We start from the raw sequence: 15,303 nt of genomic DNA, 5'->3' as shown, positions 1-15,303 counted from the left end.
CCATTTTGACCTCTCATGTCATATTAAACATTAGCTTGGGAAAACAAATGTTTTAAATGATGCAGAGGTCCTTTGTCATTTAAATTTTATTCTTCTTATTTATTATCAAAGAGATAAATTCAAAATTCAGGTTAACTAGATCTACTTCTCTTTGCCTCCCAAAAAAATGGCCACTTTTTATTCGATAAAGTAACAAGGTTGAAATTAAGTCTTTCAACGTAAGCAAGTTAATACTTTCCTTAAGCATTTAATTGTTGTATTTAACAAGAAAATATATTTATGTTTAAAAATAACGGTCAATTATTTTTTAAGGGGTTTGTATATGAACCAACTCATCAAAAGTTTTTTTATTGCCGGCTTACTCTGTTCTTTTATGAGTCTAGGAGCTCAATCTGACATTGGCTACAGAAATAGGAGCCAAGAATGCAACTGCAGCTATGGATGTAGATGTGATTCTGATGGGCATGATCGATATAAGGGGAATCCAAGCGATCCTAATTACTCTCATTCTCACTATGATACCTATTATGACTATCCTTCTCAAGCCAATAGCGATTCCTATAGTTACCCATCCTATGGTCAATATGAACATAGTGATGGAGGGATCGGCTTAATCAATTATAAATTTAGATGATTCCTTAAAAAAGGAACAATTATACTTGAACCGGACGCATAACCCGATTCAGGTAAGTCGATGTTGCTACCTAAGGTAGCAACATCGATATCTTAAGGCAATCCTATAAATTGCCAACGACCCGAAAAGAAGAGAGTAAAATTTCTTTCTTTTTGGGTTTTTTGTTTATGAAAATATTCTGTCAATTAAATGCTTTGTTTCGTGAAAGAGCTCAAAAACAACAAATACACCGAGCAAGATCAGTGACATTTTGCCTCCCGGTAATTGTCGATTTGACTCTAATCTTTGTCGATAACGCCCAATCCAAGTCATTAAAATGGGAAGAAGTCCTAATAAAAGAGCAACTCCAAATCCCCCTGCGTAATCTAAAGCAATTAAAAAGATATGAGGGTAACTCACAGAAATGAGGAGGGGAAAAGCAAAGATAAGTAAAGTTAAAAGCATTTTGCCTTTGATATTTTTATGAATATTCAAACCATCTGCCAAAAAATCTCTTAAACCTAACGTCACACCTAAAAAAGAAGTAATCAGAGCAAAAAAAGCAAAAGCTTGCCCTAAGTAATAAACAGCAGGATTATGAATAAAATTTTTTAAAGGATGAACAGCATTATTCCCATTTTTTAAAGCTTCTATGAGTCCTCCTGGGCCTCCTTTAGGTACAATACCTAAGATAAGTCCTTCCCAAATAATATAAGCGATTAATGGAATAAAACTTCCGATTAAAATTGATGTTCGAATGGCTTTAGCATCGTGATGCAAATAACTCGCAAGCGTTGGAATAATTCCTTGATAAGCAAAGGATGTAAAGGCAATAGGTAACACCATTAAAGAATAAGACCAATTGTAATCGCTCAGAAAAACTAGATCGACATGACGAAATCCTAATAAAACAAATCCTAAATAAGACAAAGCAAGACCTATAATAAGCCATACATTTAAACGACCCGCCCAAGCAGTAGGAATTAAAATAAGAGGAGAAAATAAAAGAACAAAAATAATTGGTCCTAGCCAATCTGGAATTGTAGATTGAGAAAACTCTACAACAATATTGCCGCAACCAACCATATAGGCAATCGTTAAACAATAGAATAAGAATAAATAAACAATCCAAGCAAAATAACGCCCTCCCTTTCCAAGCGTTTTTTCAGCCATAGTAATGATGTTCGATTCCCCTTTAATCCATTGAGAAACCTCTAAAAATAAAAGGCCTGTACTAACCATGAAAAGCCAACATAATACATAAATAGCAAGAGAGGGAAAAAAGCCAGCTAAACTTGTTAAAACTGGCAAAGCCAGCATTCCTCCTCCAATCGATGTTCCTGCGACAAGCAATGAGCCATTTAAAATGCTACCTTTCTGATGATCCATGATCCATTTCACTAATTTAAATTCGTAATATTTATTTTTTACTCAACTGTCACAGATTTTGCCAAATTGCGAGGGTGATCAATATCTGCTCCTCTTTCTTTGGCTATATAATAAGCTAATAATTGGGTTACAACAGTTGTTAAAATACTTGCTAACTCATCAATGACTTGGGGAATATAAATAACATCATCCGCGATTTTTTCTATTGCTGTCCCCTCCTGTTCTTCAACAATCGCTATGATTTTTCCATGCCTTGCTTTAATTTCCATTAAGTTGCTAAGTAGTTTTTCAAATGTTTGACGGTTAGCACAAAGAGCGACAGTAGGGCAATCTTCATTAATAAGCGCAATCGGTCCATGCTTCATTTCACCCGCTGCATAACCATTGGCATTAATATAAGAAATTTCTTTTAATTTAAGTGCTCCTTCTAAACTTGTCGGAAACATATAACGCCGTCCAAGATAAAAAAAGTTGTCAAACCCAGCATATTTTTTTGCAATTCTCTCAATCGCGATTGATTGATCTAAAACCATTTGTACTTGGTCTGGAAGCTTTAAAATAGCCTCTAGAAAATCCTGCCCTTCTCCTTTGCTCATATGACGCATTCGAGCTAAAAGAAGAGTAAATAAAGCAAGTACAACAACCTGACTAGTAAATGCTTTAGTGGAGCAAACTCCAATTTCAGCACCAGCTTTCAAAAAAATGGTCTCATCAGCCTCTCTCGTTAATGTAGAGCCTTGTACATTACATAACGCTAATACACGAGCTCCTTTTGCCTTGACTTCTTTAACGGCTGCGATTGTATCAGCAGTTTCTCCTGATTGGCTAATAGCAATGACAAAAGTCCCTGGAGGAACAACAGGATTTTTATAACGAAATTCAGAAGAAATTTCTACTTGTACAGGAATCCGCGCCTTATCTTCAATTAGGTAAGCAGCGACACAGCCAGCGTGCCAAGAAGTTCCACAAGCCAAAATCAAAATACGTTCAACCGTTAACAAATCAGTCATATTAAAATCGAGTTCTTCAAATAAAGCTGTTCCATATTCAGGCAGGATACGAGAAAGCAACGCATTTCTAATCGCTTGGGGTTGCTCATAGATTTCCTTAAGAGTAAAGTGTTCGAAAGAACCTTTTGAAATCTGCTCTAAATCTCCTTCAATGAGTTGACTTTCTTTAGTGATTTCATGATGGATATTGTAAACTTGTTGACTTCCTGCTTTAATTACAGCTATTTCAGAATTAGACAAGTAAATTGCTTGACGAGTGTAAAAAGCAAAGGCATTAGGATCTGACGAAACAAAAGCTTCGTTGTTTCCAATTCCAATCACTAGAGGACATTCATGAGCAATCGCAATGATCTGATCTGGGAAATCTTTGTGAACAACAGCAACTGCATAAGCTCCCTTTAATTCAATGACTGTTTGTTGAACAGCATTAAGTAAATCTCCTGAATAATGGTGAGCAATTAAATGAGCAATGACTTCCGTATCAGTATCTGAAACAAAATGGATTCCCTTTTCAATTAATTTTTTTTTCAAAATATCGTAATTTTCAATAATTCCGTTATGCACGACTGCAATTGACTTAACATGATCAAAGTGAGGATGTGCATTTACTTTAGTCACAGCACCATGTGTAGCCCAGCGCGTTTGTGCAATAGCCATCTTAGGAGCTAAATGCATCTGCAAAACTTCTCGCTCAAGCGAGACTACTTTACCGACTTCTTTACAAGCGACGATTTGCCCATTTTCTACTCCGGCTAATCCTGCGGAATCATATCCCCGATATTCAAGCTTTTTAAGTCCATCTAATACCATTTTGATGGGATCTTTTATTCCCACATAACCAAATATTCCACACATACTGTTCCCTTTTTCTCAATGGTATAATTATGAAACTGACAATCCAATTTCTTCTTGCACAATGTCAGCAATTTGATTTGCCAATTGAATGACTTGTTTATATTTTGGCCCTTCCACCATCACTCGACAAGTATTTTCTGTCCCCGAATAACGAACTAAAACTCTACCTGAATTTCCAAGAATTTCTTCCACTTGTGCTACCACTTCTTTCAATCGTTCGATGGAATCTAAAGAGGGTTTAGAAGACACTTTAATATTTAAACATGTTTGTGGGTAGCGTTGCACAAATGACGCCAAATCGGATAATTTAGAATCTGTTTCGATCATAATACGCAATACTTGAAGAGCGCAAACAAGCCCATCGCCAGTTGTATTGTGATCTAAAAAAATGACATGACCACTTTGTTCTCCGCCTAAGTTAGCATCGTATTTGAGCATATCTTGAATGACGTACCGATCTCCCACCTGAGATTTAATTACTTCAACGCCCAAACATTCCATAGCTTTAATAAAACCCAAATTACTCATGACTGTTCCAACGACGCGATTATTTTTTAGCAGCTTTTGCTTAAACATATCGCGGGCACAAATCGCTAACATGGTATCTCCATCAACAATTTGAGCATTTTCATCAATCATCACAACTCGATCTGCATCACCATCCAAAGCAATTCCTACATCAGCTCGATTATCAATCACAGCCTTTTGAGCAGTTTCAGGATGCATAGATCCACACTGGCTATTGATATTCAAGCCATTTGGAGTCACTCCACAAGTAAATACCGTAGCATCTAATTCTTTAAATACCAGAGGCGCTACTTTATATCCGGCTCCATTTGCACAATCCAAAACGATTTTTAAATTTTTCAGTGAAATTTTTCTTGGGAAAGTTGCCTTCACAAACTCGATATAACGTCCATCCGCATCAATAATTTTTGTGTTTTTGCCAATATCATCATCAGCAGGAAGTTCTTCATCGAAATGATTTTTTGCTATCATTGCTTCCATTTCAGCTTCCCACGAATCAGGAAGCTTAAATCCTTGTGAATCAAATAATTTAATCCCATTGTCGTAATAAGGATTATGAGAAGCAGAAATTACAATTCCTGCGTCGGCACGATAAGCACGTGTAATAAAAGCCACACCTGGTGTAGGTAAAGGACCAACCATTAAAGTATCTACCCCCATCGAACAAAGCCCAGCAATCAAGGCATTTTCAAAAACATAGCAGGACAGACGCGTATCTTTACCAATAACTACCCGAGATTTACCTAAACGACTTAATAATTGTCCCGCTGCTCGACCTAATGCTAGGGCAATTTCTGGAACCATGGGACTTTTATTTGCTCGTCCTCTAATTCCATCCGTACCAAATATTTTGAATGGTCTTTTTAACTCCACTCTTCCACCTAAACTAAAAATTATTATTCTATTAATAAATTTATCTATAAAATCCTCAGTAAAAATACCTTTTTTTTATTGGATAAGCAAGCGATTCCTTATAAAATATCTTCTTGTTAATTTAGAAAATTAAAAAATAAATACCCCTGCTCATGTATAGCTTTGCTTATGAATGAAAATAGATTCTTGAATTAGACCTTAAAGCAACTTTAACTTAACTCAAATAATGAAGTTATTTGCTTAGAAATCAATTTTTTTAATGAGAATTAGTTTAGATGGCTATAAAAAGCATCAGAGAAGCCGAAATAGAATTTTCAATAAATGATATTTTAAAATTTTAAATGCTTAAAAATGAGTAAATTAAGTTTTTAATATAAAAGTAATGGCTTTTGTAACGAAATTTGTTCAATTAAAATAAATTTTTATACAAGAGTTCTATTTTTGCTAATTTAAACTTAAAAAAAATTTAACAATTAGTCATGTAAGAAAGTAAAAGAAAGATTGACTTTTTCAGTTTATTTAAATAAAGTTATACTTAAATTTTTCTCATTGAATCTCATCATTTTTGCAAAGACATTAGACAATTTATTTTTAAATTTCTTTGAAGGGGAATTCTTATCCAATAGATATTGAGAATGTTACAATTTTCAGGAGCTAATCTTTCGTGCAACCCAAGACCTATTTCGCTAAAGACCATGGAATTGATCCTGCTCTTATTGATCGCGATGCACTTTATGTTTTAGAAAGGCTAAGACACGCTGGATTCACCGCTTATTTAGTCGGTGGAAGTGTTCGAGATCTTTTATTAAAACGAGTCCCTAAAGATTTCGATATTTCCACTTCTGCTCGACCCGAACAAATTAAAGCGATATTCCAAAGGCAGTGTATTTTAATTGGAAGGCGATTTCGTTTAGCGCATATTCGTTTTGGTCATAAAATCATTGAAGTATCCACATTTCGTACCGGCGAGAACGATAGCGGTCTTATTCTTCATGATAATGAATGGGGCACTCCTGAACAGGATGTTTTGCGCAGAGATTTCACTATTAATGGGCTTTTTTACGATTCTTCCAACCATTCAATTATTGATTATGTCAATGGATGGGAAGACGTTCAAAAACATTTGTTGCGTACAATCGGTGAACCTGAAAAACGATTTAAACAAGATCCAGTACGTTTGTTAAGACTTTTAAAATTTCATGCTCGTTATAACTTCAAAATAGAAGAACAAACAGAGCAAGCTATTCATGTGTGCCGAATAGAAATCACCAAAAGTTCTCCTGCCAGAATTTTAGAAGAAATTCTTCGTATGCTAGAATCAGGAGCTTCGGCTCCTTTTATTAAACTTTTAGCTGAATATGGAATCTTAAATATTTTGTTTCCTAGTCTCACACAGCTTTTAAAAACAACTTACGGAAAAACAATTTTTCATTATTTAACTTGTGCGGATCAGCTGTATCAACATAAAGGTAAAAATGTATTAGATCGAGCTATTTTAACAGCTTGCCTACTTTTTCCTGTTTTAGAACGTGAATTAGACAAACACTATTTGAGTAAAAAACAAACTCCGCACATCGGAGAAATTACCCTTGTTGCTTCCTCTCTTGTTAAAGAGATTTTGATTCAATCTTTTTCTCATTTTCCAAGGCGAATTACCTCAACGATGTTATCCATTTTAGTTGCTCAGTATCGTCTAACTCCCTTGAGTGGAAAAAGGCATTATCGAGAAAAATTGTTTCGCCAAAAGGATTTTGAATTAGCATTAAAGTTTTTCAAGTTAAGGGCTCTTGTTAATGAAAAATTAGTGGAGACATATTCTTCCATTCGCGATCAATATCGTCAATTCGTGCGACATGGAGAGAGACGTCATCACAATTATCATGGCCGGCCTGCTCATTCCCCTCATCAAGTTATATCTCATGACCGTGCAGCTACTTAATCAAGTTATCCATCCTCCTCAAGGAGGGCCTCCAATCTATTATCGTGGATCTGACTTATCAGAGGGAGCTAAACCAGCCATTGTTTATTTTGCCCTTTCTGCTGAAGCCAGCCTCTATGAAGATCCTTTTAATCAACCGGTCCTCCCTTGGATAGAACAAGGCTTTCGCGTTTTTTCTTGGGATCTCCCTTTTCATGGACCCCACCTTGATCACCATGCAGCCATGCATAGTTGGGCAAAAGAACTTTCGAACAATCCCCTTTTTATTGATCAATTCATTGAAATTTGCAAAAAACATCTGCAATTTTTAATAGATCAAAAATGGGTAAATACACATTCTATTGCTGTTGCTGGGTTATCAAGAGGAGGATTTATCGCTACTCACTTGGCCGCCAAAGCCAACTTTATTAAAAAAGTTCTAGGTTTTTCACCCATGACGCAAGCACCAGAAGTAGAGGAATTTAAATACACTAATTTACAAAATCAAGAGGCTATTAGTCTCACTAAATTGGTTGACCAGCTTACACACACTACTCTTCGCTTTTACATTGGCAATCATGATAAACGAGTCCAAACAAGTTCTTGCTATCAGTTTATTCAAACTTTGAGTGATAAAATCTATGAAAATGGTCTGAGATCTCCACCCGTAGAACTAATTATTTACCCTTCAATTGGGTTTAAAGGCCACGGAACTCCATCAACTATTTTTGAAAATGGATCAAAATGGATCATTACTCAATTAACCAATTAAGAGATTTTATTTAATGTCTGTTTACTATTCCGTTGTCATTCCTTTAAAAAATGAAGAGAGCAATATTGAGGAACTCATTCAAGAATTAGAACCTGTCATGAATCAACTTAGGGAAACTTGGGAATTGATTTGTATTGATGATGGTTCAACAGACAATACAAAGGCTATTTTAAAAAAATTAAACGAAGAAAAAGGTTATTTACGATCTATTTTTTTTAAGAAAAATTATGGGCAATCCAGTGCTTTTGAGGCAGGATTCAAAGCAGCTCAAGGAAAATTTATCATTACGCTAGATGGAGATAGGCAAAATGATCCAACAGATATACCTAAATTGATTAAAGAAATTAACACTTGTGACCTCGTCTGCGGGATTCGTCTTAACCGTAAAGACTCTTGGAGCAAACGGATGATTTCCAAGGGAGCTAATTTTGTCAGAAGTCGCCTTTGTGGGGATGGAATGCGAGATACGGGTTGTTCATTAAAAGTTTATCGAGCTTCCTGTTTTCAAAAAATTAAAATGTATAATGGAATGCATCGTTTTTTACCGGCATTATTTAAAATTGAAGGATTTGAGATTAAACAAATCCCTGTTAATCATCGAGAACGTTTGAAAGGAAAAAGCAATTACAACTTTTTTAATCGTTCTTTAAACACTGTTTCTGATCTGTTAGCTGTTTGTTGGATGAGAAAAAGACATCTTCATTACCAAATTGAAGATGACTTCTCACCAAAAAATTAAAAAGGGATTTTGTGGAAGATTGGAGAACATTTTTATATCCTCTTGGATTTTTATCTTCGATAGCTTTTGGAGCACGTTTTATTGTCCAATGGCTCCAGAGTGAAAAGCAACATAGAAGTGTTGTGACGCCACTCTTTTGGTATTTATCTTTAACAGGAAATACTTTATTAGCTATCCACAGTTTTATTCAAATCCAATACCACATTTGTCTCGTTCAAGTCTGTAATGGTGTGATTTCCTGGCGCAATCTCAATTTAATGCACCCTTATCGTCGACAATTTACTTTTCAATCTGTTATAAAATATTTAGGAATTGCATTTGTTTTAATAACCCTCGCTTTTTTTGCTCAGGATTATTTTCTAACGCAAGATGGAAGCTGGTTTCGCGTTCCAAAAGCTCCCTGGCAATCTCATTCTCAAGTGGAAAATTCGTTGTGGTGGCATGGTTTGGGAACTATTTCTTATTTATTATTTTCAAGTCGGTTTTGGGTTCAATGGTGGCTAGCTGAAAAATCTCATTCTAGCGAGCTTCCCACTTCTTTTTGGTGGTTAAGTTTGAGTGGAGCTATCCTTTCTATTGTCTACTTTTCACATATTCAAGATAGCGTCAATTTAATTGGCCCTTTAATTGGAATGGTTCCTTATATTCGAAATTTAATGCTATTGAAAAACACTAAAATAGCGGCTGCAAAATGAAAAATTGTTTTATTTTTGCCGGGGAAGCAAGCGGTGATTTGCATGGTAGTCGCTTGATGCGTGCCTTGAAAGAGCAATTCGTTTTTTCCTCTTTAAATGGGGTTGGAGGCCCTCTTATGCGCCTCGAAGGTCTTGAAATTCTTTACCCCATGGAAAAATTTCAAGTCATGGGTTTCACAGATGTATTAAAAGCTTTTCCAAAGCTTTACAAACTATTTTATGCTATTCGAAAACATATCCTTAAAACAAATCCTTCCTGTGTGATTCTTATCGATTACCCGGGATTTAATTTGCGACTCACTAAATCTCTACGCAAAGGTGGATACAAAGGAAAGATTATTCAATTTATCTGTCCTACTGTTTGGGCTCATGGCAAAAAACGTATCGATACAATGGTTAAACATTTGGATTTACTTTTAACCATTTATCCATTTGAAGCTGCATTTTTTTCCCATACCCCTTTAAAAGTACGTTATGTGGGTAATCCGCTAGTTGAAACTGTCAGCAATTATCCCTATAAAGAAAATTGGAAATCTATTTGCGGAATCCCTCACAGTCAAAAATTATTAGCCATTTTTCCAGGGAGCCGAATCGGTGAAATCCAAAGGCATCTTCCTCAGCAATTAGAAATTGCTCAATTATTAATAAAAAATCATCCTTCAATTCATTTCGCTATTTCCTGCTCAAACGACCACCTTCTCTCTTTTATAAAAACCCACATTCATAACTCTTCTCTACAAATGGGTCTAAACATTCATTTAGTTCCCCGCTTTTTTAGCTATGAACTAATGAAAGATTGTCATTGTAGTTTAGCCAAATCAGGCACGGTTACCTTAGAACTCGCTCTCCATCAAAAACCGACTGTTGTGCTTTATACCTTAACGCAATTAAATTATTTATTAGCCAAGTATTGGATGCATTTAAATCTTCCTCATTATTGCATTGTCAATATTTTACTAGGACGAACTGTATACCCTGAATTTATTGGAAAAAAACTCGATATTTATCAAATCTTTAAGCAAATCGAAAAGTTATTTATTAATCAAAACCACTATGACAGCGTTATCGGAGATTGTGCCACTTTACGCCAGCAATTGGGAGATGGTATAGCTTCCAGCCTTGCAAGTCGAGAGATTCAGGAGCTATTAAATGCTAAAAAAATTTAAACAAGGGTGGAAAAATTTCTCTTATCGATGCTTTGCTTTTCTTATTGCGACAATAGGTAAAGCCTTAATTCGTATTTTGTTAGCCACATGTCGTTGGAAAGTTCATGGACTAGAAAAATATATTAAAATTGCCGAAAAAGAAAAATGCATTGTCATGTTTTGGCATAATCGATTAGCGCTTGCTCCTTTTATTCTTTACCACTTGACTCCCCAATTTATTTACGCCGCTTTTATTAGTAATAGTCGAGATGGAGAATTAATTGGAAGAATTGTTCGCTCCTATAAAACAGGCAGAGTCATTCGAGTTCCTCATCATTCTCGACATGAAGCACTACGTGAAATGATTCGACACGTTAATTTTAAAAAATCTATCGCTATTATTACACCAGATGGGCCTAGAGGACCTCGCTACAAAATGAAACCTGGAATTGCTTTGGCAGCCATTGAAACTGGTGCCTATGTGTTCCCTTTGAATTGGACGGCAACCAGCTTTTTTACATTCAAAACTTGGGATCAATTACGACTTCCCAAACCCTTTAGTACAATTGGATTTTTTTTTGGTGAGCCTATTAAATTTAATTCAGATGTTCCTCTGAATATTGCTCAAACCTATCTTCAAAAATCTCTAAAAGAATAACATACATACAAGGCCCAAGAATAATGAGCATTGAAGAGACAAATTGAATGACACAAATTATAAATTTTCGACGTTTAATTCTTGTTTGAGCTGGGAAATAAAATCATTCTGAACAAGTTCAATAGCCCCATTAATCCCATTAAGCATGGCTTGGGAGGAAGATTTACCATGACATTTGACAACGACACTGTCAATGCCACAAACGATAGCTCCGCTATACTCTTCATAGTCAAATTCATCGTGAAGTTGCTTTAAAATAGTTTCTGCTTGTTGTTGAGGAATATCTTTTAAACTATTTTTAAGTTGCTTTAAAAGAAATACTGAAACACCTTCAGAACTTTTGAGAAGAACATTTCCTGTAAATCCGTCTGTAACAAGTACATCGACACAACCTTCAAAGACACCTCTTCCTTCAACATTACCAATAAAATTCATTTTATTTTTAGTTTTTAGTTGTAAATCTTGAAGTAACTGGTAGGCTCGTCTGATTTCTGAAGTTCCTTTTTTAGATTCTAAGCCAATATTCAATAAACCAACTTTTGGCTTTTCAATTCCTAGACAACAACGTTGATAGGCTGCTCCCATTTGAGCAAAGCAAACTAAATGGCGAGCTTTGCAAGAAACATTCCCTCCCACGTCAATGACAACGACATCCCCTCTTTCTGTTGGTAATGTAGCAAGCAAAGCAGGCCTCTTAATTCCCGGCAACATCGGAATTAAAAGAGTCGCTCCCGCTATCAAAGCTCCTGTATTACCTGCAGAAACAAAACCATTTAAACGTTTTTTTCGGATTAATCTTAGGCCAGTGACTAGGGAAGATTTCTTTTTTTCCCGGACGGAAATAACTGGTTCATCGTCCATTTCAATGACGTTAGAGATTGGATAAATTTCAATTCGGCAAGGAGACTGAGACAAAAAAGAGGAAAAAACAGAATTTTCTCGAATTTTAGCGACAACAGGTAGAGTAGCTAACACAACAAAAATGACATTTCTTTGTTTTTGTGCAGCTAAATAAACAGCTTCAAAAAGAGTAATGGGAGAGCTTTCGCTTCCCATTAAATCAATTCCAATACGCAAGCTTATCACTCTTCAAGAGTTTATTGAGCTTCCTGGGTTGTAGGAGTTCGATCAGCATATGTTCCACAAGCTTTGCAGCTGCAGTGAGGAAGACGCGCTGTTCCACAATTACTACAAATAGAAAGGCTCTTTGGTTTTTTTGCGTGATGAGCACGTTTCGAATTTTTACGTGCATTTGACAAACGGTTACGTGGCACTGCCATGGTTAAAGTCTCCTGATCAATTAAACTTATTCTTTCCAATCGAGATTAGCAAAGGGTTGGTACCCATCTTCAATATCTTGCTCATCTTCGGAAGGCTCTTTTAAATATTTTGATACTTCTTGACGTCTTGGACAATTTCCTTCTTCACATTCAGCAAAAGCAGGAACTTCAATTAAAATTGTCTCACGCAAAAGATCTTTAAAATTATAAATGGCCCCTTTAACTTCCGCTAAGGGTTCACTGTGATAAAAATTATCTATTTCAATATTGACTGGAACAGATTCATTGCAAATTGAACAGCTCATTAAAGCTTGAGCTCGAATTTTCCAATTTAATATCAGCTCATCATCTGCCTTGTAAGCAATACCATCTAATTCAATATTCTTTTTAAAACTCAAGTCTTTTTCATGAATATCAATAAAATCAGGGAAAAGGCTTTCATGAATTATTTTTTCATGACCGTCTCTCAATTGATCTACAAAGATCTTAAACTGATCATCCATATTAACTTTATCCCTTAGAAATAAAGGAACTCATTCTAAATGAGTTTTATTTTTTTTGCCAATATATTCTACTTGGATTTCATCTAAATCATGCCTTTCCGAAACGAAAAATTTAATCCCAATACCTTATTTATTTTTTAACTTTGTGTCAGAGATAAGAGGATAAAAAGGCTAATAAAATTCTTAACATCGCCAATATTGCCCCTCTAGTCAATTTTATTTTTTACTAGTCAATAACCTTTTAATCGCTTAATCTTTGTTCTAGACTTTTTAAAATTAACGCAATATTAACGCGAACTCTGTGTTCGCCTAGTAAATTAGATATAATCCTGGTTTACAGAGATAACTCAGATGACCAGCAAAAGCTAACATTATTTATAAAAAGACAAAGACAATCCGTTTCTAAATTTAGCTCTTTCGGAAACTCGGCTGCTCTGGATAAATAGAGATTTTGAATAAATTTGTAATCAAAATGGGAGCTCTAGACTACCAAACAGGATAAACTTCTTTAAAAACCTTGCTTAATCAATGATTTTGAACGGGTTTGGAACAATTTAGTAACAAAAAAGTCAAAAACAAAAAGTGAAGTTTTGAAAAAGTTTTTAGAAATACCCAGACATTTGAATGAGATAAAATTTTGCTTCTAGTTCTGAAAAATTTTAAAGTTATGAGAAGAAAAATTTCAAGATTTTCTCCTATTAAAAAATTGTATGAATTAGCAGAAAGATGAGACAAATAGAAACGTGAACCTGTCTTTCGTCATAAAGACTAAGGTAACGACATGCACGAAATTTTACTTAACATTGAATCTAAAGAAACTCGCTATGCCCTGCTAAAAAATGGTGAGTTACGTGATCTCGTCGTCGAACGTAAAAAAGAGCGGCAGCTAACAGGTAATATTTATCGCGGTCGAGTCAAAAACATTCTTCACAATATTCAATCTGCTTTCATCGACATTAATGAAGGAGAAAATGGATTTATCCATATCTCTGATATCATTGAAAATACCAAAAAGTTTGAACAACTTTTTGATATGGACTTCGACCTCGACTACGATATTAAAGCTTTAAATGAAAAAGAACAGCAAAATTTAGACATTGAACAAGTCATGAAACCGGATCAACCGGTCCTAGTTCAAGTTGTCAAAGAACCAATTGGCTCAAAAGGAGCTCGTTTAACTTCAAATGTTTCTATCGCAGGCCGTTATTTAGTTTTACTTCCTAACTCTTCTCATCGCGGAGTTTCTCGCAAAATTGAAGATCGAGTTGCTCGTGAAAGACTAAAAAAACTCATTCGCGCTTTTGAAATGCCACAAGACATGGGCCTAATTTGCCGAACAGCTAGTGCTAGTGCTACTCAAGAAATGCTCATAGCCGAAGCTCATGACCTTTTGCATAACTGGCAAACAATCATGGAAAACTTTAAAAAGGCAACAGAACCAACTCTTTTATACGCCGAATCTGATCTTATTAAAAAAGCGGTCATTACCGCCATAGACAAACGTTATGACCGCGTTTTAGTTGATGATTATGCCACCTATCAAACTTGTAAACGGCTTTATAGTCGTTATGCCAGCGAACATGCTTTACGAATCGAGTATTATCGGGATAAAGTTCCCATGTTTGAACGTTTTAATGTAGAGCGAGAAATTGAAAAAACCTTACGAAGAAAAATTTGGCTTCCTAGCGGCGGATATCTTTACTTTGATCGTACTGAAGCCATGTACACAATTGATGTTAACTCAGGCCGCAGTACTAATAACAAAACTGATGTGGAAGAATCTTTAGTTAGAATTAATTTAGAAGCAGCTGAAGAAATTTCTAGACAATTACGATTACGCAATATTGGTGGATTAGTCATCTGCGATTTTATCGATATGCGTCTAAGAAAAAATCAACGACGTGTTCTAGAAAGATTAAAAGATTGTATGAAAGAAGATTCTGCTAAATGTACAATTTTGGGAATGAGCGAATTCGGCTTAGTGGAAATGACCAGACAGCGCAATAGAGGCTCTTTATTGCAAACTATTTTTACTGGCTGTCCCTACTGTGCTGGTAGTGGTATCATCAAATCTCATGAAAGCTTATCTATCGAAATCGAACGAGCTTTCAAAAAAATTGTCGCTTATCACGAACAATTTGCTCTCAAACTTGTCGTTCATCCTGAATTAGATCGGTATTTAAATATTATTGATAAACAATATTTGTTCAGGCTGGCAACCGACTGTAATGCACATCTTTCTTGTGAAGTCGATGATCGCTTACACCTCAATGAATACCAATTTTATTCGACAATTACCAATAAACGAATCGAGGTTTAATTGGG

The 15,303-nt window shown here is 35.4% G+C and carries 14 protein-coding genes; 8 read left to right on the top strand and 6 right to left on the bottom strand.

Annotated features, from left to right (window positions below; all coding sequences use genetic code 11):
• The first annotated feature begins 322 nt into the window (after window positions 1–322).
• Window positions 323–634, top strand: coding sequence for a hypothetical protein (locus tag BU804_RS06190; RefSeq protein WP_143298941.1), 312 nt, complete (start codon window positions 323–325; stop codon window positions 632–634).
• A 165-nt stretch (window positions 635–799) separates the two neighbouring features.
• On the opposite strand, the gene BU804_RS06185 is transcribed toward BU804_RS06190, so the two are convergent.
• Genes BU804_RS06185 through glmM form a run of 3 tightly spaced genes read right to left on the bottom strand, consistent with a single transcriptional unit; the run spans window position 800 to window position 5,268 of the window.
• Entirely contained in the window at window positions 800–2,002 is a 1,203-nt protein-coding gene (locus BU804_RS06185) for an amino acid permease (RefSeq protein WP_075883410.1), read from the bottom strand.
• Between the two features lie 38 nt (window positions 2,003–2,040).
• A complete protein-coding gene (gene glmS, locus BU804_RS06180) occupies window positions 2,041–3,867 on the bottom strand; it encodes a glutamine--fructose-6-phosphate transaminase (isomerizing) (RefSeq protein WP_075883409.1) in 1,827 nt (608 codons plus the stop codon).
• A gap of 27 nt (window positions 3,868–3,894) precedes the next feature.
• Window positions 3,895–5,268, bottom strand: coding sequence for a phosphoglucosamine mutase (glmM, locus tag BU804_RS06175; protein ID WP_039359678.1), 1,374 nt, complete (start codon window positions 5,266–5,268; stop codon window positions 3,895–3,897).
• 664 nt (window positions 5,269–5,932) lie between these two features.
• On the opposite strand from glmM, the gene pcnB reads away from it, so the two are divergent.
• From pcnB to BU804_RS06145, 6 genes are read left to right on the top strand one after another with little or no spacing between them, the layout of a single operon-like run.
• Window positions 5,933–7,207 (top strand): polynucleotide adenylyltransferase PcnB, encoded by a 1,275-nt coding sequence (pcnB, locus tag BU804_RS06170; RefSeq protein ID WP_075883408.1) that lies wholly within the window; start codon window positions 5,933–5,935, stop codon window positions 7,205–7,207.
• Window positions 7,188–7,958, top strand: a complete 771-nt coding sequence (locus tag BU804_RS06165; protein ID WP_075883407.1) for an alpha/beta hydrolase family protein — start codon at window positions 7,188–7,190, stop codon at window positions 7,956–7,958. The genes pcnB and BU804_RS06165 overlap by 20 nt, the downstream gene beginning before the upstream one ends.
• A gap of 13 nt (window positions 7,959–7,971) precedes the next feature.
• Complete coding sequence (locus BU804_RS06160) at window positions 7,972–8,697, top strand: glycosyltransferase family 2 protein (RefSeq protein WP_039359626.1); 726 nt, start codon at window positions 7,972–7,974, stop codon at window positions 8,695–8,697.
• Between the two features lie 11 nt (window positions 8,698–8,708).
• On the top strand, window positions 8,709–9,392 hold the full coding sequence (locus BU804_RS06155; RefSeq protein WP_075883406.1) for a lipid-A-disaccharide synthase N-terminal domain-containing protein: 684 nt from the start codon (window positions 8,709–8,711) through the stop codon (window positions 9,390–9,392).
• A complete protein-coding gene (lpxB, locus tag BU804_RS06150; RefSeq protein ID WP_075883405.1) occupies window positions 9,389–10,558 on the top strand; it encodes a lipid-A-disaccharide synthase in 1,170 nt (389 codons plus the stop codon). The genes BU804_RS06155 and lpxB overlap by 4 nt, the downstream gene beginning before the upstream one ends.
• The gene (locus tag BU804_RS06145) at window positions 10,542–11,195 is read left to right on the top strand and encodes a lysophospholipid acyltransferase family protein (RefSeq protein WP_075883404.1); all 654 of its coding nucleotides are present in this window, start codon (window positions 10,542–10,544) and stop codon (window positions 11,193–11,195) included. Before lpxB ends, BU804_RS06145 begins: the two co-directional genes overlap by 17 nt.
• Window positions 11,196–11,252: 57 nt before the next feature.
• On the opposite strand, the gene plsX is transcribed toward BU804_RS06145, so the two are convergent.
• From plsX to BU804_RS06130, 3 genes are read right to left on the bottom strand one after another with little or no spacing between them, the layout of a single operon-like run.
• Window positions 11,253–12,272 (bottom strand): phosphate acyltransferase PlsX, encoded by a 1,020-nt coding sequence (gene plsX, locus BU804_RS06140; RefSeq protein ID WP_079988633.1) that lies wholly within the window; start codon window positions 12,270–12,272, stop codon window positions 11,253–11,255.
• A gap of 20 nt (window positions 12,273–12,292) precedes the next feature.
• On the bottom strand, window positions 12,293–12,475 hold the full coding sequence (rpmF, locus tag BU804_RS06135; RefSeq protein WP_011175864.1) for a 50S ribosomal protein L32: 183 nt from the start codon (window positions 12,473–12,475) through the stop codon (window positions 12,293–12,295).
• Window positions 12,476–12,501: 26 nt separating this feature from the next.
• Window positions 12,502–12,978 (bottom strand): YceD family protein, encoded by a 477-nt coding sequence (locus BU804_RS06130; protein ID WP_075883403.1) that lies wholly within the window; start codon window positions 12,976–12,978, stop codon window positions 12,502–12,504.
• A gap of 781 nt (window positions 12,979–13,759) precedes the next feature.
• Here BU804_RS06130 and BU804_RS06125 point away from each other — a divergent pair.
• Window positions 13,760–15,298: an Rne/Rng family ribonuclease gene (locus BU804_RS06125; RefSeq protein ID WP_075883402.1), complete on the top strand. Its 1,539-nt coding sequence runs from the start codon at window positions 13,760–13,762 to the stop codon at window positions 15,296–15,298.
• Window positions 15,299–15,303 lie beyond the last annotated feature (5 nt).

The organism is Candidatus Protochlamydia sp. W-9 (assembly GCF_001950615.1).
In the GTDB taxonomy this organism is placed as follows: domain Bacteria; phylum Chlamydiota; class Chlamydiia; order Chlamydiales; family Parachlamydiaceae; genus Protochlamydia; species Protochlamydia amoebophila.
The sequence above is the reverse complement of the archived record's forward strand: the minus strand, read 5'-3'. Positions and strand labels throughout refer to the sequence as shown.

What these genes read in the sequence shown, in the direction of transcription:
- BU804_RS06190 (WP_143298941.1), top strand. Translation starts at nt 323, where the DNA reads ATGAACCAACTCATCAAAAGTTTTTTTATTGCCGGCTTACTCTGTTCT.
- BU804_RS06185 (WP_075883410.1), bottom strand. Translation starts at nt 2,002, where the DNA reads ATGGATCATCAGAAAGGTAGCATTTTAAATGGCTCATTGCTTGTCGCA.
- glmS (WP_075883409.1), bottom strand. Translation starts at nt 3,867, where the DNA reads ATGTGTGGAATATTTGGTTATGTGGGAATAAAAGATCCCATCAAAATG.
- BU804_RS06165 (WP_075883407.1), top strand. Translation starts at nt 7,188, where the DNA reads ATGACCGTGCAGCTACTTAATCAAGTTATCCATCCTCCTCAAGGAGGG.
- BU804_RS06160 (WP_039359626.1), top strand. Translation starts at nt 7,972, where the DNA reads ATGTCTGTTTACTATTCCGTTGTCATTCCTTTAAAAAATGAAGAGAGC.
- lpxB (WP_075883405.1), top strand. Translation starts at nt 9,389, where the DNA reads ATGAAAAATTGTTTTATTTTTGCCGGGGAAGCAAGCGGTGATTTGCAT.
- BU804_RS06145 (WP_075883404.1), top strand. Translation starts at nt 10,542, where the DNA reads ATGCTAAAAAAATTTAAACAAGGGTGGAAAAATTTCTCTTATCGATGC.
- rpmF (WP_011175864.1), bottom strand. Translation starts at nt 12,475, where the DNA reads ATGGCAGTGCCACGTAACCGTTTGTCAAATGCACGTAAAAATTCGAAA.
- BU804_RS06130 (WP_075883403.1), bottom strand. Translation starts at nt 12,978, where the DNA reads ATGGATGATCAGTTTAAGATCTTTGTAGATCAATTGAGAGACGGTCAT.
- BU804_RS06125 (WP_075883402.1), top strand. Translation starts at nt 13,760, where the DNA reads ATGCACGAAATTTTACTTAACATTGAATCTAAAGAAACTCGCTATGCC.